Origin of the sequence: Sporosarcina sp. FSL K6-3508, from assembly GCF_038615825.1 — a bacterium.
Classification (GTDB): Bacteria; Bacillota; Bacilli; order Bacillales_A; family Planococcaceae; genus Sporosarcina; species Sporosarcina newyorkensis.
In genome coordinates this window covers 3,192,150-3,217,660 of record NZ_CP152016.1, presented here as the reverse complement: position 1 = coordinate 3,217,660, position 25,511 = coordinate 3,192,150, and the positions used below count along the sequence as shown (strand labels likewise).

Annotated in this window: 30 protein-coding genes; 23 read left to right on the top strand and 7 right to left on the bottom strand. The window is 42.7% G+C overall.

What is annotated here, in order from left to right; genetic code table 11:
* Window positions 1-205: 205 nt before the first annotated feature.
* The 9 genes from MKX97_RS15975 to MKX97_RS15935 all read left to right on the top strand — a co-directional run bounded on the left by MKX97_RS15975 (window position 206) and on the right by MKX97_RS15935 (window position 7,579).
* Entirely contained in the window at window positions 206-2,620 is a 2,415-nt protein-coding gene (locus tag MKX97_RS15975) for a Na+/H+ antiporter subunit A (protein WP_342536470.1), read from the top strand.
* A complete protein-coding gene (locus tag MKX97_RS15970) occupies window positions 2,607-3,032 on the top strand; it encodes a Na(+)/H(+) antiporter subunit B (protein ID WP_342537526.1) in 426 nt (141 codons plus the stop codon). The genes MKX97_RS15975 and MKX97_RS15970 overlap by 14 nt, the downstream gene beginning before the upstream one ends.
* The gene (locus tag MKX97_RS15965) at window positions 3,032-3,364 is read left to right on the top strand and encodes a Na(+)/H(+) antiporter subunit C (protein ID WP_009498902.1); all 333 of its coding nucleotides are present in this window, start codon (window positions 3,032-3,034) and stop codon (window positions 3,362-3,364) included. Before MKX97_RS15970 ends, MKX97_RS15965 begins: the two co-directional genes overlap by 1 nt.
* A complete protein-coding gene (locus MKX97_RS15960) occupies window positions 3,357-4,841 on the top strand; it encodes a Na+/H+ antiporter subunit D (RefSeq protein ID WP_342536468.1) in 1,485 nt (494 codons plus the stop codon). Before MKX97_RS15965 ends, MKX97_RS15960 begins: the two co-directional genes overlap by 8 nt.
* A 16-nt stretch (window positions 4,842-4,857) precedes the next feature.
* Complete coding sequence (locus MKX97_RS15955) at window positions 4,858-5,340, top strand: Na+/H+ antiporter subunit E (RefSeq protein WP_342536467.1); 483 nt, start codon at window positions 4,858-4,860, stop codon at window positions 5,338-5,340.
* Window positions 5,337-5,621 (top strand): Na(+)/H(+) antiporter subunit F1, encoded by a 285-nt coding sequence (locus MKX97_RS15950; RefSeq protein ID WP_342536466.1) that lies wholly within the window; start codon window positions 5,337-5,339, stop codon window positions 5,619-5,621. The genes MKX97_RS15955 and MKX97_RS15950 overlap by 4 nt, the downstream gene beginning before the upstream one ends.
* Window positions 5,599-5,973, top strand: coding sequence for a Na+/H+ antiporter subunit G (locus tag MKX97_RS15945; RefSeq protein ID WP_040759905.1), 375 nt, complete (start codon window positions 5,599-5,601; stop codon window positions 5,971-5,973). Before MKX97_RS15950 ends, MKX97_RS15945 begins: the two co-directional genes overlap by 23 nt.
* Window positions 5,974-6,064: 91 nt before the next feature.
* A complete protein-coding gene (locus MKX97_RS15940; RefSeq protein ID WP_245799531.1) occupies window positions 6,065-6,427 on the top strand; it encodes a metalloregulator ArsR/SmtB family transcription factor in 363 nt (120 codons plus the stop codon).
* A gap of 54 nt (window positions 6,428-6,481) precedes the next feature.
* Entirely contained in the window at window positions 6,482-7,579 is a 1,098-nt protein-coding gene (locus MKX97_RS15935; RefSeq protein ID WP_342536465.1) for a GNAT family N-acetyltransferase, read from the top strand.
* Window positions 7,580-7,614: 35 nt separating this feature from the next.
* Here MKX97_RS15935 and MKX97_RS15930 read toward each other — a convergent pair whose 3' ends face one another.
* Window positions 7,615-7,770: a lmo0937 family membrane protein gene (locus tag MKX97_RS15930; protein WP_139366021.1), complete on the bottom strand. Its 156-nt coding sequence runs from the start codon at window positions 7,768-7,770 to the stop codon at window positions 7,615-7,617.
* Window positions 7,771-7,975: 205 nt separating this feature from the next.
* On the opposite strand from MKX97_RS15930, the gene mntR reads away from it, so the two are divergent.
* From mntR to MKX97_RS15905, 5 genes are all read left to right on the top strand, one after another.
* Window positions 7,976-8,383 carry a transcriptional regulator MntR gene (mntR, locus tag MKX97_RS15925; RefSeq protein WP_078818271.1) on the top strand — a complete coding sequence of 136 codons (408 nt, stop codon included), beginning with the start codon at window positions 7,976-7,978 and terminating at the stop codon, window positions 8,381-8,383.
* Between the two features lie 15 nt (window positions 8,384-8,398).
* Window positions 8,399-9,253, top strand: a complete 855-nt coding sequence (locus tag MKX97_RS15920) for a S1-like domain-containing RNA-binding protein (protein WP_078818270.1) — start codon at window positions 8,399-8,401, stop codon at window positions 9,251-9,253.
* 65 nt (window positions 9,254-9,318) lie between these two features.
* A complete protein-coding gene (locus MKX97_RS15915) occupies window positions 9,319-10,206 on the top strand; it encodes a DUF1002 domain-containing protein (protein ID WP_342536464.1) in 888 nt (295 codons plus the stop codon).
* Window positions 10,207-10,262: 56 nt separating this feature from the next.
* The gene (locus MKX97_RS15910; RefSeq protein WP_009498891.1) at window positions 10,263-10,580 is read left to right on the top strand and encodes a GNAT family N-acetyltransferase; all 318 of its coding nucleotides are present in this window, start codon (window positions 10,263-10,265) and stop codon (window positions 10,578-10,580) included.
* A gap of 159 nt (window positions 10,581-10,739) precedes the next feature.
* Window positions 10,740-11,213, top strand: a complete 474-nt coding sequence (locus tag MKX97_RS15905) for a DUF4064 domain-containing protein (RefSeq protein ID WP_342536463.1) — start codon at window positions 10,740-10,742, stop codon at window positions 11,211-11,213.
* Between the two features lie 41 nt (window positions 11,214-11,254).
* On the opposite strand, the gene MKX97_RS15900 is transcribed toward MKX97_RS15905, so the two are convergent.
* On the bottom strand, window positions 11,255-11,752 hold the full coding sequence (locus MKX97_RS15900; protein ID WP_342536462.1) for a GNAT family N-acetyltransferase: 498 nt from the start codon (window positions 11,750-11,752) through the stop codon (window positions 11,255-11,257).
* A gap of 342 nt (window positions 11,753-12,094) precedes the next feature.
* Here MKX97_RS15900 and MKX97_RS15895 point away from each other — a divergent pair, with 342 nt between their 5' ends.
* From MKX97_RS15895 to MKX97_RS15880, 4 genes are all read left to right on the top strand, one after another.
* Complete coding sequence (locus tag MKX97_RS15895) at window positions 12,095-12,490, top strand: hypothetical protein (RefSeq protein WP_245799530.1); 396 nt, start codon at window positions 12,095-12,097, stop codon at window positions 12,488-12,490.
* 163 nt (window positions 12,491-12,653) lie between these two features.
* Window positions 12,654-13,436: an AraC family transcriptional regulator gene (locus MKX97_RS15890; protein WP_176132589.1), complete on the top strand. Its 783-nt coding sequence runs from the start codon at window positions 12,654-12,656 to the stop codon at window positions 13,434-13,436.
* Between the two features lie 57 nt (window positions 13,437-13,493).
* Window positions 13,494-14,276: a membrane protein insertase YidC gene (gene yidC, locus MKX97_RS15885; RefSeq protein WP_078818263.1), complete on the top strand. Its 783-nt coding sequence runs from the start codon at window positions 13,494-13,496 to the stop codon at window positions 14,274-14,276.
* 63 nt (window positions 14,277-14,339) lie between these two features.
* Entirely contained in the window at window positions 14,340-14,588 is a 249-nt protein-coding gene (locus tag MKX97_RS15880; protein WP_342536461.1) for a hypothetical protein, read from the top strand.
* A 112-nt stretch (window positions 14,589-14,700) separates the two neighbouring features.
* On the opposite strand, the gene MKX97_RS15875 is transcribed toward MKX97_RS15880, so the two are convergent.
* Complete coding sequence (locus MKX97_RS15875) at window positions 14,701-15,861, bottom strand: MFS transporter (protein WP_342536460.1); 1,161 nt, start codon at window positions 15,859-15,861, stop codon at window positions 14,701-14,703.
* A gap of 161 nt (window positions 15,862-16,022) precedes the next feature.
* On the opposite strand from MKX97_RS15875, the gene MKX97_RS15870 reads away from it, so the two are divergent.
* Window positions 16,023-16,940: a M15 family metallopeptidase gene (locus tag MKX97_RS15870; protein ID WP_342536459.1), complete on the top strand. Its 918-nt coding sequence runs from the start codon at window positions 16,023-16,025 to the stop codon at window positions 16,938-16,940.
* Between the two features lie 47 nt (window positions 16,941-16,987).
* Here MKX97_RS15870 and cls read toward each other — a convergent pair whose 3' ends face one another.
* Together cls and MKX97_RS15860 are read right to left on the bottom strand one after the other, a co-directional pair.
* Window positions 16,988-18,439: a cardiolipin synthase gene (gene cls / locus MKX97_RS15865; protein WP_078818259.1), complete on the bottom strand. Its 1,452-nt coding sequence runs from the start codon at window positions 18,437-18,439 to the stop codon at window positions 16,988-16,990.
* A gap of 95 nt (window positions 18,440-18,534) precedes the next feature.
* Entirely contained in the window at window positions 18,535-19,713 is a 1,179-nt protein-coding gene (locus tag MKX97_RS15860) for an MFS transporter (RefSeq protein ID WP_342536458.1), read from the bottom strand.
* 311 nt (window positions 19,714-20,024) lie between these two features.
* On the opposite strand from MKX97_RS15860, the gene MKX97_RS15855 reads away from it, so the two are divergent.
* A complete protein-coding gene (locus MKX97_RS15855) occupies window positions 20,025-20,165 on the top strand; it encodes an Lmo0850 family protein (protein ID WP_009498880.1) in 141 nt (46 codons plus the stop codon).
* A gap of 64 nt (window positions 20,166-20,229) precedes the next feature.
* Here MKX97_RS15855 and MKX97_RS15850 read toward each other — a convergent pair whose 3' ends face one another.
* Together MKX97_RS15850 and MKX97_RS15845 are read right to left on the bottom strand one after the other, a co-directional pair.
* On the bottom strand, window positions 20,230-20,571 hold the full coding sequence (locus MKX97_RS15850; RefSeq protein WP_009498879.1) for a zinc ribbon domain-containing protein YjdM: 342 nt from the start codon (window positions 20,569-20,571) through the stop codon (window positions 20,230-20,232).
* A 75-nt stretch (window positions 20,572-20,646) separates the two neighbouring features.
* Entirely contained in the window at window positions 20,647-21,831 is a 1,185-nt protein-coding gene (locus tag MKX97_RS15845; protein ID WP_340760617.1) for an FtsW/RodA/SpoVE family cell cycle protein, read from the bottom strand.
* 234 nt (window positions 21,832-22,065) lie between these two features.
* Between MKX97_RS15845 and MKX97_RS15840 the strand changes: the two genes are divergently transcribed.
* From MKX97_RS15840 to MKX97_RS15830, 3 genes are read left to right on the top strand one after another with little or no spacing between them, the layout of a single operon-like run.
* Window positions 22,066-23,130: a D-alanine--D-alanine ligase gene (locus MKX97_RS15840; protein ID WP_040759897.1), complete on the top strand. Its 1,065-nt coding sequence runs from the start codon at window positions 22,066-22,068 to the stop codon at window positions 23,128-23,130.
* A 14-nt stretch (window positions 23,131-23,144) separates the two neighbouring features.
* The gene (gene murF, locus MKX97_RS15835) at window positions 23,145-24,515 is read left to right on the top strand and encodes a UDP-N-acetylmuramoyl-tripeptide--D-alanyl-D-alanine ligase (protein WP_078818257.1); all 1,371 of its coding nucleotides are present in this window, start codon (window positions 23,145-23,147) and stop codon (window positions 24,513-24,515) included.
* Entirely contained in the window at window positions 24,512-25,204 is a 693-nt protein-coding gene (locus MKX97_RS15830; RefSeq protein WP_009498874.1) for an alpha/beta fold hydrolase, read from the top strand. Before murF ends, MKX97_RS15830 begins: the two co-directional genes overlap by 4 nt.
* Window positions 25,205-25,511: the final 307 nt, after the last annotated feature.

Here is a 25,511-nt window from a genome sequence, read left to right as displayed (position 1 = left end):
TCCTATCTATTTGGTTGCATACTTCAGCAACCATACAACATTTCAACTGCGCTTTCTATGCGAATTCCTGTAAAGTAGTGTATACTTTTGAGTAGGCAATATACTCTTTGCTTAGAGTCCCATTATGCATAACGTATGGGGTTCAGTCAAGAGGAGTTGGGTGGTTAGTCGATGTTTACGTTAGAATTTTTTAGGAGGTGTAAGGTTGATTACCGTCTTGCTGGCAATTTTTATTCCATTTATCGCAGCATGTTTGGTGCCATTCGTACATAAATTTTTAACCGGTAGGAAAATCGGTTGGTTTGTAATCATTGTTCCCTTGCTTTTATTCGTACTTCTTCTTCGTTTAGTTCCCTCGCTTTCACATGGCGCAACTTATACATATTCCCTTCCTTGGATACCTTCGGCGGATGTCTATTTTTCGACGTATTTAGATGGGCTAAGTATGATTTTTGCCTTGTTGATTACAGGGATTGGTAGTCTAGTCGTTTTCTATTCAATATTTTATCTTTCTGAACGAGAAGCGATTGGCCGCTTTTATACATATTTACTACTGTTCATGGGTGCGATGCTCGGGGTAGTTTTGTCTGATAATCTGATCGTTCTGTATGTTTTTTGGGAATTAACAAGTATTTCCTCTTTCTTGCTGATTGCATTCTGGTTCCACCGTAAGCAATCAAGATATGGTGCTAAAAAGTCGATGTTGATCACCGTGACTGGCGGTATTTTCATGCTGGCAGGGTTTTTAATGCTATACACGATGACCGGAACATTTAGTTTACGTGAATTGATCGGAATGCGCGATATCATCGCTGCAGATTCTCTTTTCATTCCTGCCATGCTGCTCGTATTGCTGGGTGCGTTTACAAAGTCCGCGCAGTTTCCTTTCCATATTTGGCTGCCTGATGCCATGGAGGCACCAACTCCGGTCAGTGCGTATTTGCATTCTGCCACGATGGTGAAAGCCGGTATTTATCTCGTTGCTCGCTTTACACCTGTATTTGCGGGTCATGCGGTGTGGTTCTATATCGTTTCATGTGTGGGTCTGTTGACGATGCTATGGGGGTCTGTCAATGCTGTGAAACAGACCGATTTGAAGGCGTTATTGGCCTTTTCAACGGTAAGTCAGCTCGGTATGATCATGAGCCTGCTCGGCGTTGGCTCACTTGCATTTGCTTCTTCAGAAAGCTCGCACGTGGCGCTATTTACAGCGGCTACATTTGCTGCATTATTTCATTTGGTCAATCACTCGACCTTTAAGGGATCGCTGTTTATGGTTGTCGGAATTTTAGACCATCAGCTTGGGACGCGTAATATTAGACGGTTGGGTGGTTTGGCGACAATTATGCCGATCACGTTTACGATTGCGTTGATCGGGAGTTTTTCCATGGCAGGATTGCCTCCTTTCAATGGTTTCTTAAGTAAAGAGCTATTTTTTGAGGCCATGCTGTCACTGAAAAATGCCAACTTATTGACGATGGATTCACTTGCTCTGCTCTTTCCCATCGTTGCATGGGTCGGCAGTGTCTTTACGTTCATCTATTGCATGGTTATTGTGTTTCAGTCCTTTTTGGGAAAGGTGCCAGAACCGTTCTCCGGCCAGCGCCCTGCTCATGAAGCGCCCATCCAAATGTTGGTGGCGCCAATTGTGCTAGGCAGTTTGGTACTTTTGATTTTCTTCTTTCCGAATATTTTGGGGACGTATATTTTGGGACCTGCCATGCTTGCGGTGTATCCGCATCTTGGGAATATGGAAGGCTTGGTTCCTGAGATCCATGTTTGGCATGGATGGAAGGCTCCGGTCTTTATGACGCTTGGTGTAATCATAGTGGGAACCTTGCTCTATCGTTATTTACGTTACTGGAAAGGCGTCTATCGATTAGGAGTTCTGCAATGGACGTTGGATCGTTTCTATAATGGGACACTCTTACGGATGGAACGAGTGGCGACACGTGTTACGAGAGGCTATATGACGGGTTCTGTGCGTGATTATGTCGCATATATCATGCTGATTTTCATTGCGTTTATCGGAATCGGATTAGCTGGTTTCCAGCAATTTGTCTTTGATTTTTCAAACGATGCACCTATAGAAATGAATGAAGGCGTCATCGTTTTTGTGATGATGTGTTCGAGCGTGGCGGTTTTGTTTGCGCGCTCCCGAATTACAGCCATAATTCTAAACGGTGTGCTTGGGTATTCCATAGCGATTTTATTTGTCGTATTCCGCGCACCTGATTTGGCTTTGACACAAATTATTGTGGAGACAGTTACGACTGTGTTGTTCTTACTGTGCTTTTACTTTTTACCTGAGTGGAGAGCGGAACATAGAGCGGTATCCATGAGATGGCGCAATGGGCTGATTGCAGCGGCTTCGGGAGTCATTGTCACTGTAGTGGCTTTGTTGGTCCAAGGTCATTCGTTGTATCCAACTATCTCGATTTATTATGAAACAGCTTCGCGCATTGCGGGAGGGCTGAACGTAGTTAATACCATCCTCGGTGATTTCCGGGCGTTTGATACGATGCTGGAAGTGTTGGTGCTGTTTATCGCCGGACTTGGTGTGTTCTCGTTAGTGAAGCTGCGGCGCAAGAAGGGAGTGGATCGTCCTGAAGAAAAATGATGTGATCCTGCAGACCGTAACGAAAATTGTATTCTTCATTATTTTAACATTTGGCGTGGAGCTGTTTATATCTGGCCACAACAATCCAGGTGGCGGCTTCATCGGCGGTTTGGTGCTCTCTTCTGCGTTCGTCTTGCTTTATCTTGTATATGATATTGAGACGGTTCACCGAGGCACGCCATTCGATTTTAAGCGGGTGGCTGCGTTAGGTGTTTTATTGGCAGTAGGGACAGGCGTTTTATCTTTATTGTTTGGTGTTCCTTTTTTATCGCAGTCGACAAGAGTATTCGATCTACCGGTTTTCGGAGAGACGGAACTTGGAACTATGACGATTTTCGAAGCGGGCGTCGCACTGACGGTACTTGGAGTGGTAGTAACGATTATTTTGGGAATCAGTGAGGATGTGGAGTAATGGAAACATTAATTACCCTTCTGGTTGGTGTGTTGGTGATGGTCGGTGTTTATTTGCTTCTATCGAAAGAAATGTTGCGAGTTATTTTAGGTACGGCAATTCTTTCTCATGCCATTCATTTATTATTACTAACGATGGGCGGTTTGAAGAAAGGGGATGTGCCGTTGCTTCATGAAACAGCAGCAGAATATACGGATGCTTTGCCGCAAGCTTTGATTTTAACGGCGATTGTCATTAGCTTCGCTGTGACGGCATTTTTATTAGTGCTGGCATACCGCGTCTATCAGGAATCTGGTCGAGGACCTGAATTGCGAGGGCACCAAGATGAATAATTTACTAGTGTTGCCTATGATTCTGCCTGTATTGATGGGTGTAATCCTAGTGCTTTTCAGGCCGTATATTAGGGTTCAGCGTGTGCTGAGCCTATTGACGATGGTGCTGTCAGCCGGCGTTGCGGCTTATTGTTTGGAATATATCCGCCGTACAGGTATTATGCGATTGGATTTTGGGGATTGGTTACCGCCACATGGCATATTATTTGTAGGTGATTCATTTGCGATGTTACTTGTTTTGGTAGCTTGTGTTGTATCGAGCATAATATTGCTCTATGCATTCGTGACGACAGGTATAGAAACGGAAAAGATGTTTTTTTATCCATTCTTTCTATTTTTAGTCGCGGGTGTTAACGGATCTTTTCTGACGGGTGATTTGTTTAATCTATTTGTCTGTTTTGAAGTCATGCTGCTGGCATCATATGTTCTTCTTACCTTAGGCGGACGCAAGATGCAACTGAAGGAAGGTATTACTTATGTGCTGATCAATGTGCTGGCATCTTGGTTCTTCTTGCTGGGCATTGCATATCTGTATGGCACGGTCGGTACTTTGAATATGGCGCATATCGCGGTTCGTGTCGCGGAAGCTGGTCAAGGACCATTGCTTACTTTGATCAGTATCGTGTTCTTAATAGTATTCAGTTTGAAAGCTGGACTGCTCCTATACTTCTGGCTCCCCGGGTCGTATGCTGCACCTCCTACAGCAGTCGCTGCATTGTTTGGTGCTCTGCTTACGAAGGTTGGGATTTATGCGTTATATCGGATGTTTACGCTAATTTTCATTCACGATCCATTAGTCTTTAAAATGATCGGCGTATTAGCGGTTGTCACGATGATCGGTGGTTGTTTGGGTGCCATTGCCTACGGGGATATTCGACAAATTGTTTCTTATAATGTCATCATTTCAGTTGGCTTTGTATTAACAGGACTTGCAATTTCGACGACTACGGCATTTCAGGGTGCCAGTTATTATTTGGTTCACGATATGGCTAGTAAAGCATTGTTATTTTTACTGGCGGGTACCGTGGTACATTTGACCGGTCGCTCAAAGTTCGATGAAATTAGCGGGTTGATCCGGAATTATCCGCTGGTGGGCTGGCTATTTTTCCTGACGATGTTAGCAGTTGCAGGAATTCCGCCGTTAAGTGGTTTTATTGGAAAGGTGTATATCGGTTTAGGGGCGATTGAAACAGGTTCCTATCTGTTGTTGGCAGTCGCGTTCATATCCGGTATTGGAGTTCTGTATTCTTTGCTTCGCATTTTCCTAAATAGCTTTTGGGGAGAAACGACGATCAGTGAAGATGACCAAGTGTCGTTTAAGAAGGCGCTCGGACTGCCGCTTGTGTTGCTTGCAATGTTAGTGGTTGGTATGGGAATCGGAGCGGAATTGCTTTCACCATATATTCAAGATGCAGCTAATACATTGGCGAATCCAGAACAATATATTCGGGCAGTTCTCGATAATGATTTGAAGTAGAGAGGGGGAGAGCGGCATGCCAGTCCAGCTATTGCTGAATTTATTCATCGCATTTTTATGGATGACTCTGATAGATGAAGATGAGTTGAAATTCACAACGTTTTTTATGGGGTTTTTAGTCGGAATCGGCATCATCTTTTTTATGAGCCGTTTTTTCGGCATGCATTTTTATTTACGCAGAGTGTACGCAGCTTGTAAGCTCCTGCTCATCTTCATTCGGGAATTGACTCAGTCCAGTGTGGTTGTCATTTCTCAGATTATGCGACCAACATTGCGGATTAAACCGGGGATTTTTAAGTATGAAACGATTTTGACGAGTGATGTAGAAGTAACGATGCTGTCGATGTTGCTCACGTTGACGCCAGGTTCCGTCGTAATGGAGGTTTCACACTCTGGAAATGAATTGTACATTCACGCGATGGACGTAGAAGAATCTCGCGAAGGTCTCATCAAGCAATTGAAGAACTTTGAGAAGGCGATTATGGAGGTGACACGATGATTACAGGCATGCTGACAATATCTGTCACTTTATTCGCGCTGACTATTTCAGTGGCGGTCATTCGGATTATTTTAGGTCCGTCGTTGCCGGACCGGGTCGTGGCGCTAGATGTGATTGGCGTGAACTTGATTGCGACGATTGCTGTCGTGTCAGTCATGATGAATACGAAAGCATTCTTGGAAGCTATTTTGATTCTCGGTATTCTTTCGTTCATCGGGACGATCGCATTTTCTAAATTCATTGAGAGGGGGAAAATCGTTGAGCGTAAGCGAGATGGGTGAATTTGCAGGTGCATTGTTGATTTTGACCGGAGCTGTCGCGAGTATCCTCAGTGTTTTTGGCTTGATCCGGCTGCCGGATGTCTATACCCGATCGCATGCCGCGACCAAGAGCTCAACACTCGCAGTGCTTTTGACTCTGTCGGGTGCTTTTGTATACTTCCTTGCCGCTGAAAATTTCATTAGTGTGCGGTTATTGCTGGGAATAGCTTTTGTTTTTTTGACAGCACCAGTCGCTGGACATGTGATCATTCGGGCGGCATATCGTTCCAAAGTTAAATTGGCAGACATATCAACTGAAGATGAACTGTATGAGAAGATCCATGGAGTGAATGAGGATAAAACCAATGGATAGGATGATCAAACTCCTATCTGAGTAAATTGATTTTACTTAGTATGTTCTATATAATGACCATAATCTACAGTCTATGGAATGGGGTGGAAATGTGGCGAATACAGATTCATGTGACGTGACGATCGTACACGAGGATGTTGTGCGGAAAATTCAAAACGAGCTTCCGGATGTAGGGGAAATGGTACAAATATTCAAAGCGTTAGCCGATGAAACGCGGCTGAGGATTGCATATTCCCTGACATTGGAATCTGAAATGTGTGTTTGTGATGTAGCAGCTGTTATTCAATCTTCGTCGGCTACAGCTTCCCATCACTTGCGGTATTTGCGTGAACATTCATTGGCGAAATCGGAAAGACGCGGAAAAATGGTATACTATGCTTTAGCAGATAAGCATGTTGCTGACTTGGTGAAGATTGCGTATGAACATGCAATTGAGGAACAACACACGATGTAATTGAACTGTGCAGTGAGATGCTTGCTAAAGAGCGAGCATGATGGAGGAATTTTGATGCGCTTACAAGAATGGACGATAGAGGAACAAGATTTACTAATTCAGTTTATGACAACGAACTCCTGGCCATATCATGATATTAGCGAGCCCGGGCGTGAGTTATTGGAAAAGTCGATAGAAGAAGGCGGCTATGCATCCGATGACGTGAAGACGTTCTGGATAGAGAATAATGAAGATGAAAAAGTAGGTATTGTCAAAGTCTATGATTTACAAGAAGATGTTCCGTTGTTTGACTTGCGAATTGCGGATCGTTTCAGAGGTTATGGATATGGTTCGCGTGCGCTGAAGAAGCTGACGCAGTACGTGTTCGAGCTGCCTGAACAGAAAAATCGTATAGTAGGGCATACCCGCCACGATAATGCGGCGATGCGTAAGGCCTTTGAGCGTGCGGGTTTCGTCAAAGAAGCTCATTTGCGGAAAGCTTGGTTTTTCCCTAAAGAGAATACCTATTATGACGCAGTGTCTTATGGGATGACCCGGGAAGATTATATAGCAGGCACAACGACCCCTGTGCATTGGGAAGATCGTGACTTTTACGAAAAAAGCATTCCGGATTTCAAAGAACAGTTCGAGTCATCACGCTTACTGATTCGGGCGCCAGAGTTGAATGACGCAATGGATGTATGGGGTGCTGTTTCACGTTCAATACCGACTTTGCGGCGCTGGACAAAATGGGCACAACACGATCTTACAATTGAGAGAACAGAGGAGCATGTTCGTCAAACGGTTGCTGAATTTATTAGCAGAAAGAACTTATGTTTCAACTTGTTTTTAAAAGATACAGGCGAATTTATCGGCTGTGCAGGATTACATCAAATTGATTGGCGGATTCGTAAGTTTGAATTGGAGTACTGGCTGAATACGAAATTTGAGGGGCGAGGTTATATGACGGAAGCGGTCAAAGAAATTGTAGCTTTTGCCTTTGATGAATTGCAAGCAGAGCGGGTGGAATTTCATTGTGATGAGAAGCACAGTAAGGGACTCGCAGTAGCAATGCGTGCAGGTTTCGAACTGGAAGGAATTCTACGTAAAAATGCTCCCTCCGCGAATGGAAAAGACTTGCAAAATACATGTTTGTACGCAAGAATTACCTGAACGCAGAGCGAGCATTAATTGAGATTTACTATTCACTATACCGATCGTCTTCCGGTGAGTAACTGAAGAATGAAGATGATTCCTGCCACTACAAGAAGAAGGTGAATAAATCCGCCGCCGATCTTTGCAACTAATCCGATTACCCATAATGCTATTAAGACTACAATAACAAGCCATAGTAAACGAGCCATTTTACATCACCTCTTTTCTTTGTTGTGTAGTTAATTTACCCAACCCACTAATTCCTAAACTTCTAAGACGAATATCAATTGCGCCGAGGCATAATTGTGTTCAGAAATTTATTGAGCTCACTCGAAAAGCTCCCTTAAAAATCTGTGACATCCGCTGGAGGCATGAAGTTAAAGTGTCTTTGCATTTAAACTAGGAGGCGATGTCTTGGCTACACCAAGTATGGAAGATTACATTGAACAAATTTATTTACAATTGGAGGCAAGGGGGGAAGCGCGTGTGTCAGATGTGGCAGAGGCGCTTTCCGTGCTTCCATCGTCTGTGACGAAAATGGCGCAGCGACTAGATCGGGAAGGGTATGTGCATTATGAACGGTATCGTGGTCTTGCCCTGACTGAGCGAGGATTGCGTTTTGGGAAAAAGCTTGTGCGTCGTCATGAACTACTCGAACAGTTCCTTCGAATCATCGGGGTGGAAGAAGAGAACATCTACGGGGATGTCGAAGGAATTGAACATCATCTCAGCTGGAATGCAATGGATCGCATCACGGATTTAGTGGAGACATTGGAACAAGATCCTGAGTTTATAAAAAAATTAAAAAGAAGAGCACTTTAGAAAGGACGGTCATTCATGACGCAATTACAATCAGGCACGCTTGCAAAACTTGAAATCCTTCGAAAGGAAGGATCTCGATGGGTGCTGGATGCAGACGGGGAAGAAATTTATTTGAATCTTTCGGAAGCACCGGACTTAGAGGAAGGCATGCAAGTAGAAGTTTTTCTCTATATCAACCGAAGAGGTGAATTAACGGCAACTGCACAGCTACCGACTGTCACAGTCGATACATTTGGCTGGGCGAAAGTCATTCGACTTGAAAGAGAAGAAGGTGCCTACGTGGACATCGGTTCATCTTTTGAAGTACTAGTTAACCGTGCTGATTTTCCGCAGTTAAAGAAGCTATGGCCGCAACCAGGCGATCAATTATACATGACATTACGTACCGATCCGGGTGGAAATTTATTTGGTCGCTTAGTTACCGAGGAACGTGTGCAGGAGCATTTTACAATTGCTGATGAAGATTTATACAATCAGAATTTAAAAGCGAGAGCCTATCGCCTACTGCCTGTGGGATCTTTCTTCTTAACGGAAGATTTGTACCGCATTTTCGTTCATGAAACAGAGCGTCAGCAAGAACCTCGATTAGGTGAAGAAGTGGACCTTCGAATCATCGGGGTACGCGATGACGGGACCTTGAATGGTTCATTATTGCCGAGGAAGCAGGATCGCCTGCAAACAGATAGCGAACAAATTATGTCCTACTTGGAAGAGGCAGGCGGCAAGATGCCATTTACCGATAAATCGTCTCCTGATGAGATTGATGAGATGTTCCAAATGAGTAAAGGTTCATTTAAACGCGCGCTTGGAAAATTGATGAAAGAAGGACGAGTCGTGCAACAGGACGGCTGGACTACATTGAAGTCTTAAGACAGACGCAACTTTTTGAATTGCCTCATCGTATCTATATGTATAGAACAAGGAGGAGAAATTGTATGAAAAAAGGATTGTCATTGTTATTATCAATCATATTAATGGTTGGCGTCATCATGCCGTCAGCTGTTTTTGCAGATGACGTGATCAATGAAAAATTAGGTGTGCCGATTGTCGTCTATGGTGCAAATTTATCCGAAAGCGAAAAGGCTAGCGTCAAAAAGGATTTGAATGTGGCGGGGGAAGCTGAAGTTGAGGAATTGACGGTAGACGGTAATGACTTAATTAAATATATACCAGGCGGCGACCGCAACGCGCGTATGTATTCTTCTGCGAAGATCACTAGGCAGGAAGAAGGCGAAGGTCTCGTCATTAATATCGTGACGCCAGATAACATCACACAAGTGACTGCCGACATGTATGCTACCGCAATGCTAACAGCAGGTATTGAGGACGCAGTCGTTGAAGTGGCGTCTCCGAAAAAAGTGTCAGGCCATTCCGCGCTTGTCGGTATTTATAAGGCGTACGAAGTGACCGGGGAAGTATTGGACACGGAACGTACGGATACAGCAAATGATGAATTGAATCTTGCGACAAAGCTGTCTGAAAAAGCAGGCGTTGATAAAGATGAAGTGGCTCAATTGCTGACCGATATTAAAAAGCAAATTGCCGAGCAAAAGCCTGCAACGAAAGAAGATGTCGAGAAAATTGTCAATGAACAGCTGAAGAAGCTTAATATCCAATTAAGTGATGCTGACCGTCAGTTATTGATTGATCTCATGGATCGAATTTCAAAGCTAGATATCGATTTTTCAAAGCTAAATGAACAGCTAACCGACATGGCGTCTAAAGTCAAAGACAAACTGGGAGATATCGATCCGAGTTTCTGGGAGAAAGTAAAAGAGTTCTTCAGAAATATGGCAGATTCGCTCAAATCATTGTTTAGTTAAGTTACAATAGTGGTAGGTTAAAGAGTATGAGATGAAACTACAAAGGAGAGATTTGCATGACTGGAAATAAAGATATGAATTTGCCTGAAAAGTTGGATTTGGATCTTGTGGAATTAGGCGGACATAAATACGCTTATCAGCATAAAGACAATGGTAAAGTGACAGCTGAGATCGAATGGACAGAAGAAAACGGCATCATGACAATGACACATACCTTTGTAGATGATTCATTACGCGGTCAAGGTATCGCTAAAAAGCTACTCGACCAAGCAGCGGTAAATGCACGCGACAAAGGATTGAAGATGAAAGCGGTTTGTTCTTACGTAGTGAATGCATTTGACCGTAGTGAGGACTACAACGACGTTAAGGCTTAAGTTTTGCAATCGCTTGGAATGAAATTAACAGTGCGTAAAAAATGTTGCTATGTCATTTAACTTTTCAGTAGATGACCCACATCGCTTTTTTGAAACTTTTTCATTTCCCTAGCGTATAAATGGAAGGGAAGTAAACTTGAAGAAGAGGATGATGTGGAGATGATTAACAGAACGGCTGAAAGAGTGCTTTCTATTATAGCGGCTATTTTGACAACTATTGGGTTGGCAGGATCTGTGTTAGTGGGAGTATTTTTCAAAATGGGGTTTTCTCAACCAGAAATACAAGAGGAAATTCGTCTAGGTATGGCTAGTGATGGAACATTGACACCTTCTGAAGTCGATATGTTAATGGGGTTCGTTGAGTCATTTTCTATATTCATTTGGATTCTGGTCATTGCAGCTTTCATCAGTCTCGTGCTGAACATTATAGGGACCGTAAAGATTTGGAACAATGCCAATCCGAAAGCGGCTGGAGTTTTATTTATCATAGCGGGATTATTTGGCGGTATCATTTCTCTGCCATCGATTCTACTCTATATTGCTGGAATCCTTTGTTTCACGAAAAAGGATCCACTGGCACCTGAACTGTCACACGACGCATCTACAGCCAGTCAGACGAATTGGATGAGCTGAGGAAAACCATAAAAAACCCTTTTCTTTAAAGAAAAGGGTTTTTACATATAGACAGGCTGCCTAACCGGCAACGAATAGTGGATAGTCTCAACAGGAATCCCTTCAAATAGCTCAGGAAAAGACTCCACGTGAAGAAACCCGTGATCTACGTAGAAGTGTTGAAGTTCATTTGCACGTTCATCCACATATACATCGATTCGCTGTGCGGAATGTAATAAATCTAACGCAGCATTGAGTAATAATTCTTCATAGCCACTCTCGAGGTGTGATGGGAGTACATGAAGAGCTGTCACTTCACACTCTCCATCTTCATCGATCGGAGTATGGCTTAAGTATCCTACAGGAAGCCCTTGCAGGTCTGTTGCGATTAAGATAGTCGTCTTTTCTAGTTGTTTTCGTAACATTAACTCGGAATAGGAGCGGTTAATAAATTCCTCAAGGACTTCACTGGGAATATCATCTTGGAACGTATGTCGCCACGAAGTGAGGGCGATATATTGAACATCTCGAATATCTTCTAATGTCATTTGTCTGATCATAGTGGTCTCACTCCTGTCATTCTTTCCATATAGTATATCAAATTAGTCGTCTCAAAACTACGATGTCATGAAAATGAAATATACTATTCTGGCAACTTAGTTAGCGCACATGAGTTCCTTTCGAGTAGAAGTTTTAATATAATGAGATTGTAGCAGCCAAACATCGTGCAGTCGACATCGGGGTCTAGCATTCACGATTGAAAAGCTTGGTAACCACCAGTCGCAGAAATTTCAATGCTAAGTAACTAACTGTCCTGCGGTACGTTTGAAAATATGTTGCTCGGGTATATTAAGGATTAAGTAGACAAGCACTACAATTAATTAAGACGGAGGATGGTATACATGGCGGGTAAAAAATCGAATGGATTATTATTAGCAACCTTAGCAGCAGGTGCATATGCATATTTCAGTAAAAAAGAAAATCGTGACAAAGCAATGGAGACTGTTGGTACATTAAAGGAAAAAATGGATTCGTTCATGAATAACAATAAGCTGGTAGATCAGACCGATGAAAAGGTCGGACATTCCGATCCAGAAGACTTTGGTGACAACAATATGGTATCAGAAGGTGCGCAAACTAGTGTTCACTATTACAACCAGGAAGTTCAAGATCCAGACAAGAAATCCTCGGAAAAAGACGGCCTTTACAAGAAGAATAAAAACACCTCAGACAATGAGCCACTCTACAACAAAGACAAGTCCACGAATGAAGCAGCGAAAGAGACCAAATCTAATTAATCATATTCATGCTAAAAGCGTCCCTTTCGAAGGGGCGCTTTGATCTATATATATCAGTAAATCTAGAAACTGTAGATAAATTTGGAGAATAAGGTAAAATGATTTACATATAATATCTCGTCATGAACTATCTGAGATAGAGAGAATGAGTGGAGTGATACTCATGACTAACAAAAGAATAGTAGCCTCAAGTCTCGAATTAATCAATGCAGCGGAAAAAGAAAACAGCACCCAAGAAGCAAAAACATTCTTTCGCCTAGAAGAGGAATTGCTACAACAGATTTTTGCTCTAGAAAGAGATAAGGCCCGCGATACACTCAAAGAGATCCAACAAATCTTAGCGTTGTACACCCCTGGGTTTTCAATTAAAGTCATTCAATATCATTTCATCGTACTCTCAGCGATTGTAACTCGACAATTGCAAGTGAGGGCTATTTTAAATGAAGAAAATGCTTTTACATTCAGTGGCACTTGTATTGAATTAATAGAACAAAACCTGACGGTGGATAATGCGAAAGAAATTGGAGACGAGTTAATCGAATTCTTTTGCTATGTGCTGAAAGAAAAAGAAAAACCTTCGCTCTTACATGAAACAGTAAATGAGGTAATTCAGTACATCGACGAAAACGTAGAGAAACAACTTGTTGTTGAAGAGATCGCCAAACGATTTAGTGTAAGCACGAGCCATCTTTCTCGTATATTCCGTGAGTACACATCCGTCACATTAGTGGAATTTATTACGATTCGTAAGATAGAAGAAGTACAGTATTATTTACGCTTTACCGACCAAAAGATTGCTGAAATCGCAGAAAGATTTCATTTTTGCAATCAAAGTTATTTTACCCGTGTTTTTAAAAAGTACACGGGAGTAACCCCGCGGCGTTTCCGTAAAGATTTAGACGGAAATTACTTTCAATTTACAATAAAAAAAGATGATTCGCTGTAAATCTTACGCTGTTTGCTGTATAATTTTCTATAGTTTGAGATAGCGTAGGTGAAATCATTGAAAAAAAGAATAGGGCTCGTAAGTTTACTGGCTATTACTGCTGTGTTTTTGAGCGGTTGTTCTGGAGTAGAAAATAAAACAGGTCTTTTCTACAGCACATTTGTCCGGCCGATGGAGTGGCTGCTTCATTATCTTGGTGAAATGTTTGATGGGAATTACGGTATTGCGATTATCATTATAACCGTAGCAATCCGTTTGATTTTAATGCCGTTAATGCTGAAGAACTATAAATCTCAGCAAGATATGAAAGTTAAAATGGATGCATTACGACCTGAAATGGAAGATATCCAGAAGCGCATGAAAGAGTCCAAAGAGAAAAATGATAAAGAAGAGCAAATGAAGTTGCAGCAGGAAATGATGGGCTTATACTCTAAACACGGAGTGAACCCATTGAATATGGGTTGTCTGCCGCTTATTATTCAGATGCCGATCATCATGGGTTTATACTTTGCAATACTTTATGCACCACCTGAAGTGAAAAATCATGAGTTCTTATGGTTTAAACTTGGAGAACCGGATATCATTATGATGCTTGTTGCAGGTGCAGTGTATTTTGTACAAGCACGCGTATCGTTATGGACGATGCCGGAGCAGCAGCAGAAACAAATGAAGTTATTCATATACATGTCGCCCATCATGATTATGTTCATTTCTTATACTGTCATGGCGGCACTTCCGTTATATTGGGCAGTCGGTGGATTGCTTCTAATATTCCAGACGTATCTAGGACGTAAGTTTTATTATAAACATACCGATACTCCAGTCGCTGAAGAAAAATAAGGTACATGAAAAGCTGGCGTATACCAGCTTTTTTTGATGCCGAAAGTGGAAAGGGAGAGTCGTATGAAATCGAAATGGATCATGGGTTTGGCGATTGCGGTTTCTGCTGCCGTCTCACTTTATTTTATTATCCGATTAAATTTAGAGTTCGCTATCTTGTCCATGCTGATCATGTTTACATTAACCAATGCATCACGCGCGGTCATGTATAAAAACCAGGGATTAGCACGTGAGTCCAAATGGATGTTGTGGATGTCGATGTTCTTCGCGGTTGCCTCAATAGGAACTCTGATCTATATATGGATGTTATGACAGCTGCTAAACAAGAAATAAAACCGCATTCATCTCAATTCCTAAAGGCGATGGAAGTCTTCTGCTGAATAAAAATAAGAGGAAAGGCGCTCTCAAGAAGTGACCTTTCCTCTTAGCTGTTTTCGACTATAAATCTTCCTTTGAAACGTAGAGTTAAGAAGAAAGCGGCAACAGAGCAGACCGCCATGCTTAAGAATGCCAGTCGAGGCGTATGATCATACAGATAACCTGCGGGAAATGTCAAAATTGCAACGCTGAGACTCATGGCAACTGCTGCATAAACACCTTGTGCAGAGGCGATTAAATTGTGAGGCAAGCTTTTTGATATATATTGAATGAACCCAAAATGCGCCAAGCCGAATGAAACAGAATGCAGTACTTGTGTAGCAACGAATACACTTGTCATAGGAAATAGGAAGATCAAGAACCATCGCACTGTGGAGCCGATAGCTGCAACCAAAAATATTGTAGAGGTTTTGGTTTCCGAAAACAGACGATCTGCTTGGCTAAAAAACAAAATTTCAAACAGAACAGCAATATTGAGGATCACCCCAATATAAAATCCGTTGATGCCTAAGTCATTCAGAAAAATGAATCCGTAATTATAGTAGGATGCGTGTGCTCCCTGAAATAAGATTGCGATGAATAGAACAATGAGAAAAGGTTTGTTTGCAAAAAGAATTTGTAATTGGCCTTTCTGTTCATTCGAAGCAGAAGTTGGCAGCGCCTGCAAGGCATCTGGTGCGTTTTGATAGAAGAACCATAGGGCTGTGCCTAATCCGATAATCATCATGTATAAGATGGTGTGTTCACCCCAAACAGCCGTCACAATACCTATTAGTAAAAGGGCGACGGTATAGCCAATCGAACCGAAAGAGCGGCTTTTTCCATAATGGATTTGCTCTGATTGCATGAGTAAAGAAGCTCCGCTTTCAACGCCGGGTAAAATGACCGGATAAACTGCACTAAATAAGACGGTCAGTCCAAACAGAATGAAAAATGGACTTTCAGGTAAGTAAGCTAGTGCAATCAGAAAAGAAAGCAGTGTAGTCCAACGTATTACGCGTAGAAGAGACATGTGTCGCATGGCATATGGAAATAGAAAAAAGGTCGAGAATGAGCGTGCAATCATGCCTGCTCCCATAATAATACTCGCTTGCGTAACGGAAAGCCCTTTCGTAGATGTTAGCCAGCCAGTCCAATAGGGCAAGAAAACACCCCATGTAAAGAAAAAAGCAAAGAAACTCATCGAGAGCCAGCGCTGATTATTCAATTTTATTACCTCGCAATTAGTCTCATGATAGATTTCTTTAAATGGTAGCATAGACAGACTAAAAAGAAAAATGATGATACACTATATAAAAAGAGTATAGGATGAATAGTAATTGATTTGTTTGATAGGCGACTCAGAGAAAGAAAGCAGGGTAAAGTAGGATGAAAAAAAGAGGAAGATTTTCCACTCAAAAACGTAAACGAACAACTAAATGGACGAATATGATAGTAGGGCTGATATTTATTCTCTTAATAGGGAGTGTTGTTTGGATCGGAGCGAATGGATGGAATATAGAACGGGCGGTTAAGAGCTTGCAAGGGAATACTGAACAGCCTAGTGAGTTTGAGGAAATCGAGCCCAAACTAGATAACGATGCAACAACGGAAAGTGAAATAGAAAAAGCTAACGAACTTGAGGAAACGCCTCTTAGAGAGGTCAAAGAGGCGCCAAACGCAGCAGAAGACCCCAAAGAAGGAGAATCAAAGGATCAATCGGAACAGGCACAGAAGAAGCCTTCTAATCCAATAGGGTATATAGAAGGACAGGAATTGCCTGCTGAACCTAAATATATTAAGGGAGTTTTAATTGCCAGTAAGCAATATCCGTTACCGAAGGATTTCGCACCTGGTGAAAGTAAGGAAGCGAGAGCTGCTTTTGATGAAATGGCAGCCGCCGCCGCAACCTCAGGTATCAATTTACAGGCATTCAGTACATACCGTTCTTATGACTATCAAGTTACTTTGTATAATCGGTACGTAGAAAGGGATGGGCGGGAGGCAGCTGACCGCTATAGTGCACGACCGGGTTATTCCGAGCACCAGACAGGGTTGGCGTTCGATATCGGTGAAGTCAACCATGAAAAACATTGGGCATCCACTTCATTTGGCGATACGGAAGCCGCGAAATGGTTGGGTGCAAATGCTAATCAGTATGGCTTTATCCTTCGCTATCCTGAAGGAAAAGAAGAGATCACTGGATATATGCATGAATCTTGGCATTATAGGTATGTTGGCAAGGAAAAAGCGGAGCAAATATTTAAGCGGAATATAACACTGGAAGAGTATTTAGGAGTTCACTAATGAAATAGCCGGCAAAGGATGAACATATCCTTTGCCGGCTATTTTTCTCATAATATAGGGGATAGCAAACGTGAAACAGATTCCTTCACTTTGATGAATCGTGGTCGGTTATAGTAATCCTCAAATGTTAGCTCCGTACAGAGTTGGATGTCCTGCTCGAAGATTTCTGCCAGTTCATGTGATTTTTCGCGATCGTAGATGAAAGCATTCACTTCGAAATTCAGCCGGAAGCTGCGCACATCAATATTTGCCGTGCCGACGGTGGATACTTGATCATCCACGACGATCATTTTGGAATGAATGAAGCCATTTTCGTAAATATAGACTTTTGCTCCTGCCTTGAGTAAAATGCCGATATTTGAGTATGTTGCCCAGTAAACAAACATGTGATCCGGTTTATTGGGGATCATAATTCTAACGTCCACGCCAGATAAACAAGCGATGCGCAATGCATCGAGTACACTTGTATCCGGAATGAAATAAGGTGTTTGGATGTAAATATACTCTTTAGCAAGGAATATCATTTTTAAGTAGCCATCTTTAATATCTTCCCATTGCGAATCTGGTCCGCTGGAAACGATTTGTACGCCGACTGTACCTTTGCGTGGTATTGCTGGGAAGAATCTCTCGTCATACTGAATATGAGTTTTGGCAGATGCTTGATTCCAATCTAAGATGAAGCGTGTCTGTAGTGGATGAACTGCACTGCCTTCCATCCGCAGGTGTGTGTCACGCCAGTAACCGAATTTTTTACTCAGTCCTAAATATTCATCACCTACGTTAAATCCACCAATATAGCCGACACGACCGTCAATGATGACAAGCTTTCGGTGATTCCGATAGTTCAATCGGGGGTTGATGAGCGGGAGAATGGCAGGAAAGAATGCAGCTACTTCGCCGCCGCTCTCTGTCAGCTCATGCAAATGATTCACGTGTAAGTCTCGTGAACCGATATCGTCAAACAGCATCCTAACTTTCACGCCTGCTTTAGCTTTACGTATTAAGACATCGACAATTCTTTGTCCAATCCCATCTAAACGGAAAATATAATATTGAATGTGAATATGATCTTTAGCATGTTCTAAGTCATCCAGCAGTGATTCAAACTTTTCATTGCCATCCGTAAAGATGTGCACATCGTTATCTTGTGTAAGAACAGAATGATTATTACGAAGATGGAGATAGATCATATCATGGTATTGCTCAGTGTCTGCCTTCAAAAATTCAAAGGATTCATCCTCTATCGCTTCAAGTTGATAATCGATGAGCCTTTCAATCCCAATCTTACTCCTGCCTTCCCAGCGGAATAAATGTTTTTCACGTAGTTGGCGGCCGAGTAGCAAATAAATGATGAATCCGACGATAGGCACGAAAAATAGGACGAGAAGCCAAGCCCATGTACTGGTTGGATCTCTGCGCTCTAAAAAGATCAAAGCAATTGCTAAAAATATGTTAATGATCAAAGTGCCTGTGATAATCAAACTAATCACTTGCGTCATATTCTTCCTCCCGTAGATTTATATACTATTTCTATAGTATAACGGAGTTAGTAGGAAAAGAAAGGATTACTAGAGAGTACGTCCTGCCTAGCCTTTCAAGAAACGGCTGTTTCCGTTACGTTTTTCAAAGAACGAGTAGATTTTCGGAAAATCCACACGAGCCCAATCGAAAGGATTGCTAATATGGCGGAAATAAAGTACATATTCCCTGCCTCCATCGTGAAAATCCAAGTGAATAACAATGGGCCGATGATCCGTCCCATATTATCCATGGAATAGGACAGACCGGCAGCCGTTCCATACATACCTCCTGCTTCCTTGGTTGTCAGTGAGACAAGAACAGTCCGCACAAGCGCATTTCCTGCTGTGAAGACACTCATCGCAAAACCTGCCCAAATTAAGTTCATTGAAAACGGAATGAGTGCCAAACCAATAGCCGTGACAATTTGCGCAACGATAATCCAGGAAGTCTCTGTTCCATTTTTTACTCTGCGCACGACTCCGCCTTGAATTGCGGCATCCACCAAACCGCTGACCATAAACAAATAACCGAGCTGCAAAGGCGTAATTTGAATTTTATCGATTTGGAACAACTGGAATGTCGACTCCACGCCTGCCAATAAGAAAGTTATGATGAAAGAAGTGATGAATAAATAGCGAATTCGATACGTCCAAAGTGTAGAGGCTCCTTTTGGTATGATCGCCCGTTTGTTTGCAGAATTATGTCTGTCGGGTTCCTTTAGAATAATGGACGCATAAACGGTTAATAAAAGTGTCAGCGTGCCCGATGCAAGAAAAGGAATTTGCAACTGTATATCACCAAGTATCCCACCAATTGCAGGGCCGAAAATAAAACCAAGTCCGATTGACATACCGAGAAGTCCCATATATTTATTACGGTTCTCCTCTGTAGTTAAGTCCGCTACAAAGCCGGTGACCGCTGTATAAAGAGCTCCAGAAAAGATACCGCCGATAATCCGTGAAACGTATAATAGCGGTAAATGGTGCATGAATGCTGCGAACAAGAAGAAGCTTGCGCTAAAACCAAGCAATCCAATCATGATCAGCTTCTTTCTGCCTGTCCGGTCAGATAGTGAACCCCATAATGGAGCCGTGAAAAAAGAGGAAAGGGCGTAAATGGTCAGCAATCCTCCGACATGTACTTCTGAATAGCCTTCAGCCAGGATGACTTCGGGTAAGATAGGAATAATAATGCCAAATCCCAAATAGACAAAGAATTGGACGGACATCAATAAAAGAATCGTTTTCTTCATAGGTAACCCGCTTTCTGAGTAATTAGTTTCTCTCACATCGTACGATGAATGCGGATAGCGTTCAAGTATCGAGAGAACTAAAATGACATCTACAACCAATCAGTAATGAAGAAGTTCTGTTTTTCCATTGCTTCAGATTTTATATTCCAATGCAAAATACTTGCAAAATAAATGAAACTGTAACAAAAATGAAAGATTTAAAATGCTTTCACAGTGGTATAATAGGGATAATAAGAATTAATCATCAAAATAGAACTTCATAAGCTGGTAATGCGTCTATATAATTAACTAGGAAGGTTGAGGTGGGATGAATGGCTAAAGAAATGGACATAAAGAAAATTATATCCAACTTGGCAAAGCTTGGAGTTTCCGCAACGTTGACGAAATCGAGAAGTGATATGCTTCAATCTCTGACGCCTGCTGTACAAGCACCGCCCGTACAACCCAATTAAATTTGCAATAAGATAAAAAGATCACCTCTGAATCCTCGGAGGTGATCTTTTTATTAGGGATTCTTCAAATTTTCTTGACGAATTCAGACTTCAACTGCATGGCGCCGAATCCATCGATTTTACAGTCGATGTTATGGTCGCCGTCGACCAGGCGAATGCTTTTCACTTTTGTCCCCATCTTCAGTGCAGTGGAACTTCCTTTTACCTTCAAATCCTTGATAACGCTAACCGTGTCTCCGTCCTGCAGGAGATTTCCGTTGGCATCTTTCACTACTAGGCTCTCGTGATCAGACTCTTCCATGGATTCCTCTGTCCACTCATGCGCGCATTCAGGACACACGAGAAGGTTTCCATCCTCGTATGTATATTCAGATTGACACTTTGGACAATTTGGTAATGTTGGCATAAAAAACTCCCCCTTTCCTGTACAGTTTACACAACTTCTACCTGTCAGGAAAGGAGGTCTCTTTTTTACGCATAATCAGTCTTCATCGTCTGAAGCGAACATATACGTTCTATGATGGAATTTCATACTGAAAATCAAACCGATCGCCAGCATATTACTGAACAAGGAACTACCGCCATAGCTTATGAAAGGCAAAGGTATACCGGTAATCGGTAACAGCTGAATATTCATGCCGATGTTCTCGAACACGTGAAAGGCGATCATGGCGATAATACCTGTACACACATAGACACTGAATGGATCGTGAAGTGAAAGCGCCACTTTGGTTAAGTGATAAATCAAAATAAAATATAAAGTGATGACGACACAAGCACCGATAAATCCATATTCTTCACCGATAACGCTGAAAATAAAGTCGGTGTGATTTTCAGGGATGTAGACAATACGACCAAGAAAGCCTTTCCCTGTTAACTCTCCAGAGCCGATAGCAGTCATCGCCGTGATCAAGTTATACCCCTCATCTGTTGGATAGGAATACGGATCAAGCCATGAGTACACTCGTTTGAATTGATAAGGGGAAAATCCGATTTTATCCAAGAAATCCTGCGCATAGATAGCCATCCAGAGCACGCTTGCTGCCAGTGCCGCTCCGATTGAAAACAATGGAGCGAGCAACTTCCAGGAAATACCCGACACAATGACGACCGCAGCTGTAATCGAGACGAAAACGAGAGAAGTTCCTAAGTCGGGCTGCTTCATGATGAAGAACAATGGCACGACCAGCATGAGTGCAATCTTACCAAGTAACTTGAGATCTGATTGATAGGTCCGATGCAACACTTTTTCATTATGTGAGCTGACCATCCGTGCAAGCCCGAGAATGAAAAATGTTTTGATAAACTCGGCAGGCTGGATCGTTCCGATAACCGGTAGGTGAAGCCAGCGCTTCGCACTATAGCGCATCTCTGCGATTTGACCCGGTCCGCCCGGTGCAAGCATAAGGAATAGCAATAAGAAAATCCCGAAGCCATATACATACCAAGCAATTTTCTTATATTGATCTGGTTCAAAGTACATTACCATCGCGACAATGAACGATCCAAGAACGTACCATGTAACTTGTTTGATAACAAAGTTTTGAGTATATTGCTCAGAAGTTTGAGCAGAACCAATGACAACTAAACTAATAACCCCGAATAACATAATGATAAAGGCAAGTGTCCAGTCGAATCGTTCACCTAGCCTGTTTGTTTGTTTCAATTACGAACTCACCTTTTCTATAGCCATCATTTTGCTAGCTTTTATCAATATTCATTACAATCACTTATTATATCGTAAATGTTTTTAAGAAGTACACCTATTAATTGACGCTTTGTGAAATGAATGGTTTCTATAACTTGTAAAAAGAATGTCCAACGTTAGTTTTCCGTTCATGAACAGTCTCGTTTCATGGTAAACTATATGAATGAAATCTACGGATTGCGAGGAGATTGTATGAAAAAACGATTAGGGCTAGTATATGGCGGGAAATCCGCGGAGCATGAAGTTTCACTTTCCACAGCGCGTGCAGTTACACAGGCGCTGGATTTGAATAAATATGAAGTACTGCCGATTTACATTACGCTGCAAGGAGAATGGCTGAAAGGTCAGCCGCTCGAAGGACCGGTCACGGAAATCGACACGTTGCGTCTGAAAAAAGAAGGGGTGTCGCAACCGGATCATATTGAGGAATTTTTAAAAGGGGATATGCCGGATGTGATCCTTCCACTTCTGCATGGAACGAATGGGGAAGACGGTACAGTCCAGGGATTGTTTGAAGTGCTGAATATTCCATATGCAGGAAATGGTGTGCTTGCTTCATCAGCGGGCATGGATAAAGTTGTCATGAAACAATTATTCGCTCAAGCCGGATTGGCTCAAGTAGAATATATTCATTTCATTCGCAATGCATGGCAGGAGGACGCCGCAGCTTTATTAGACCAGGCAGAACAGAAATTGTCCTATCCGATGTTTGTTAAACCGGCAAATCTTGGTTCGAGTGTGGGGATCAGCAAGGCGGATGATCGAAACGAACTTCAACTGGCAATCGAACTGGCACTGAGATTCGATCGTAAAATCATTATAGAACAAGGCATCCAAGCGCGTGAAATCGAGATGGCGGTACTTGGTAACGATCACCCGGAAGTATCAGTTGCAGGTGAAATCCGTCCGGTCGCAGAGTTTTACGATTATGAAGCAAAGTATCAGGATCAAAGCACCGAATTATCAATACCGGCTGAAATTTCTGATCCAACGGCACGGCATATGAAAGACATGGCGTTCCGTGCATTCAAAGTGCTCGATTGTTCTGGGCTTGTTCGTGCAGATTTTTTCGTGACACAAGACGATGAAGTGTTGATCAATGAAGTAAATACTCTGCCGGGCTTTACTCCGACAAGTATGTTCCCATTGCTTTGGCAAAAATCCGGGCTTGCATATCCGGATCTGATCGACCGACTGATAGAGCTGGCATTTGAACGTCATGCTGAAAAGCAGAAATTGCATTACACAATGGATTGAGCGGAGGATATAACGTGAAACGAAATCTATCAACAATACAGCGGTGGTTGAAGGCGGATGGCCAGCATATTGCACAACAACTTGTAACAGGCGTATGTATCGATTCCCGCCAAGTCCAGGCCGGGGATTTGTTTATACCATTTCGTGGGGAACAGGTGAATGGCCACAAATTTGTGGAGGGTGCGATCGAACAAGGCGCCGTCGCCGCACTCTGGCTGAAAGACGAACCCAACCCGCCTGCTCACCTGCCACTTTTATTTGTCGAGGATGCAGAACTGGCACTACAGCAAATTGCACGCAGCTATCGGCAAAAGTTAAACTGTAAGATTATCGGCGTAACAGGTTCCAATGGTAAAACGTCGACAAAAGATTTATTAGCTGGTGTGTTGTCTCCGTATTTTAAAGTGAAGAAGACGGAAGGTAATTTCAACAATGAGTTAGGTCTTCCACTGACGTTATTGTCGGTCGAAGAGGAAACCGAAGTTGCCATACTTGAAATGGGCATGAGTGGGTTTGGGGAAATCTCTTTCTTATCAACGCTTGCGGCTCCTCACTTCGCGGTGATCACCAATATTGGGGAAGCGCATATGCAAGACCTTGGCTCTCGTGAAGGAATTGCGAAAGCGAAATTTGAAATAATCGATGGGCTGAAGAAAGACGGATTGCTGCTTTATGACGGCGACGAACCGTTGTTGCAGAACCTTATTGCGAGTCAGCCTGCAGTGCGCAGTATGTCATTCGGATACGAACGAGCGGATTTGACAGCGGAACAAATTGAGTCTACCGACAAAGGCAGTTCTTTTGCTGTTCGGGGTAAACTGCAAGGACAATTCACGATTCCTGTTTATGGTGCCCATCAAGTGAAAAATACGTTGGCGGCGATACTCATTGCCGATGAACTCGGGCTAACGGATGAGCAAATTAAAAACGCATTGGAGCAGACTGAACTGACTGATATGCGCATGCAACCCGTAGAAGGAATTAATGGTTCCTTGCTGATTAACGATGCATATAATGCAGCACCTACTTCTATGCGGGCGGCGTTCCGTTTTATTAAGGATACATCCGTTCGTCGAGATAAATGGCTTGTTCTTGGAGATATGCTGGAACTTGGGGAAGAAGAGCAAGACTACCACGAAGGGCTTGCAAATGATTTGAACGAGCTTGATCTGCAAGGCATCGCACTATTCGGCAGACGGATGAAATGGCTGGCGGATCAGCTGACGGACTTTCCGGGTGAAATCATGTGGACTGCGAATGATGTCGAACTGATTACGGATGCACTTAGACCAAAATTGACGGAACAGACAGTCGTGCTGTTTAAGGGTTCAAGAGGAATGGAGTTAGAGCGAATCATCCAGGCCCTGGCAGAGGAAACGCCGTGACGACTGGCGTGCTCTTTGTTCACGGATTTACAGGAGGCCCTTTTGAAATCGCTCCCTTGAAGCAGTTTTTGAATGCTCGTACCGATTGGATTGTGAGGTCTCCCGTTTTACCGGGACATGAATTGGAAATCGGTTTACAAGAAGGTTCTGCCGCTTCGTGGATGATGGCGGCAGAGCTTGAGTTACAGAAGTTGCAGAAAGAAGTGGATCATGTGATTGTCATCGGTTTCTCGATGGGTGGTTTAATCGCCATGTACTTGGCTTTGCGTTATCCAATAGCAAAGCTTGTGTTGCTAAGCGCTGCAGCGAAATACATAAGTCCGCGGATATTGATGGAAGATGCACATGTCATGATGATATCTTCCATTCAGCGTCGCTATCCCGCAGATTCTTTCTACCACTTGTACAATTACAAACTCACACATACACCGATGCGGGCGACGCTTGAATTTTTGCGTGTCGTCCGTTTGGTGAAACCGTATTACCATAGGGTGCGGACGCCGGTCTGCATCGTACAAGGTGAACAAGACGGAATCGTACCTGCTTCCACAGCTACTGTGTTATTCAGACAGCTTGGATCAGAGCATAAGAAATTGATTTATTCGGAACGCGGAAAGCATCATATTTGCTATAGCGATGACCGAGATTTGTGGTTTTCTAAGGTGCTGAACTTCTTGACAGAAGACTGATTAATGGAACATAAGCTGATTCGTTGCAGTCCGGGGTGATGCGTGTTAGACTAATGAAAGGAATTGGATACATTTACAACAGCACTCTTCCGTTTTGTGAAGAGTACTTTTTTTTGAATAAAACGGTGGATACTTAGGCAAACTAGCAATGAGTTGCCGATCCAACCGCTCGGCAAGGACTGAGCTTTCCTTGTATGTCACAGGTTTCGCATTGTGCTGCATAATAAATCTGGACACAATTACGCTAGATGTAATTGATATGCCCCCTCTGCATCCGCAGGAATCCTTCCATTAGAGATTTCAAACG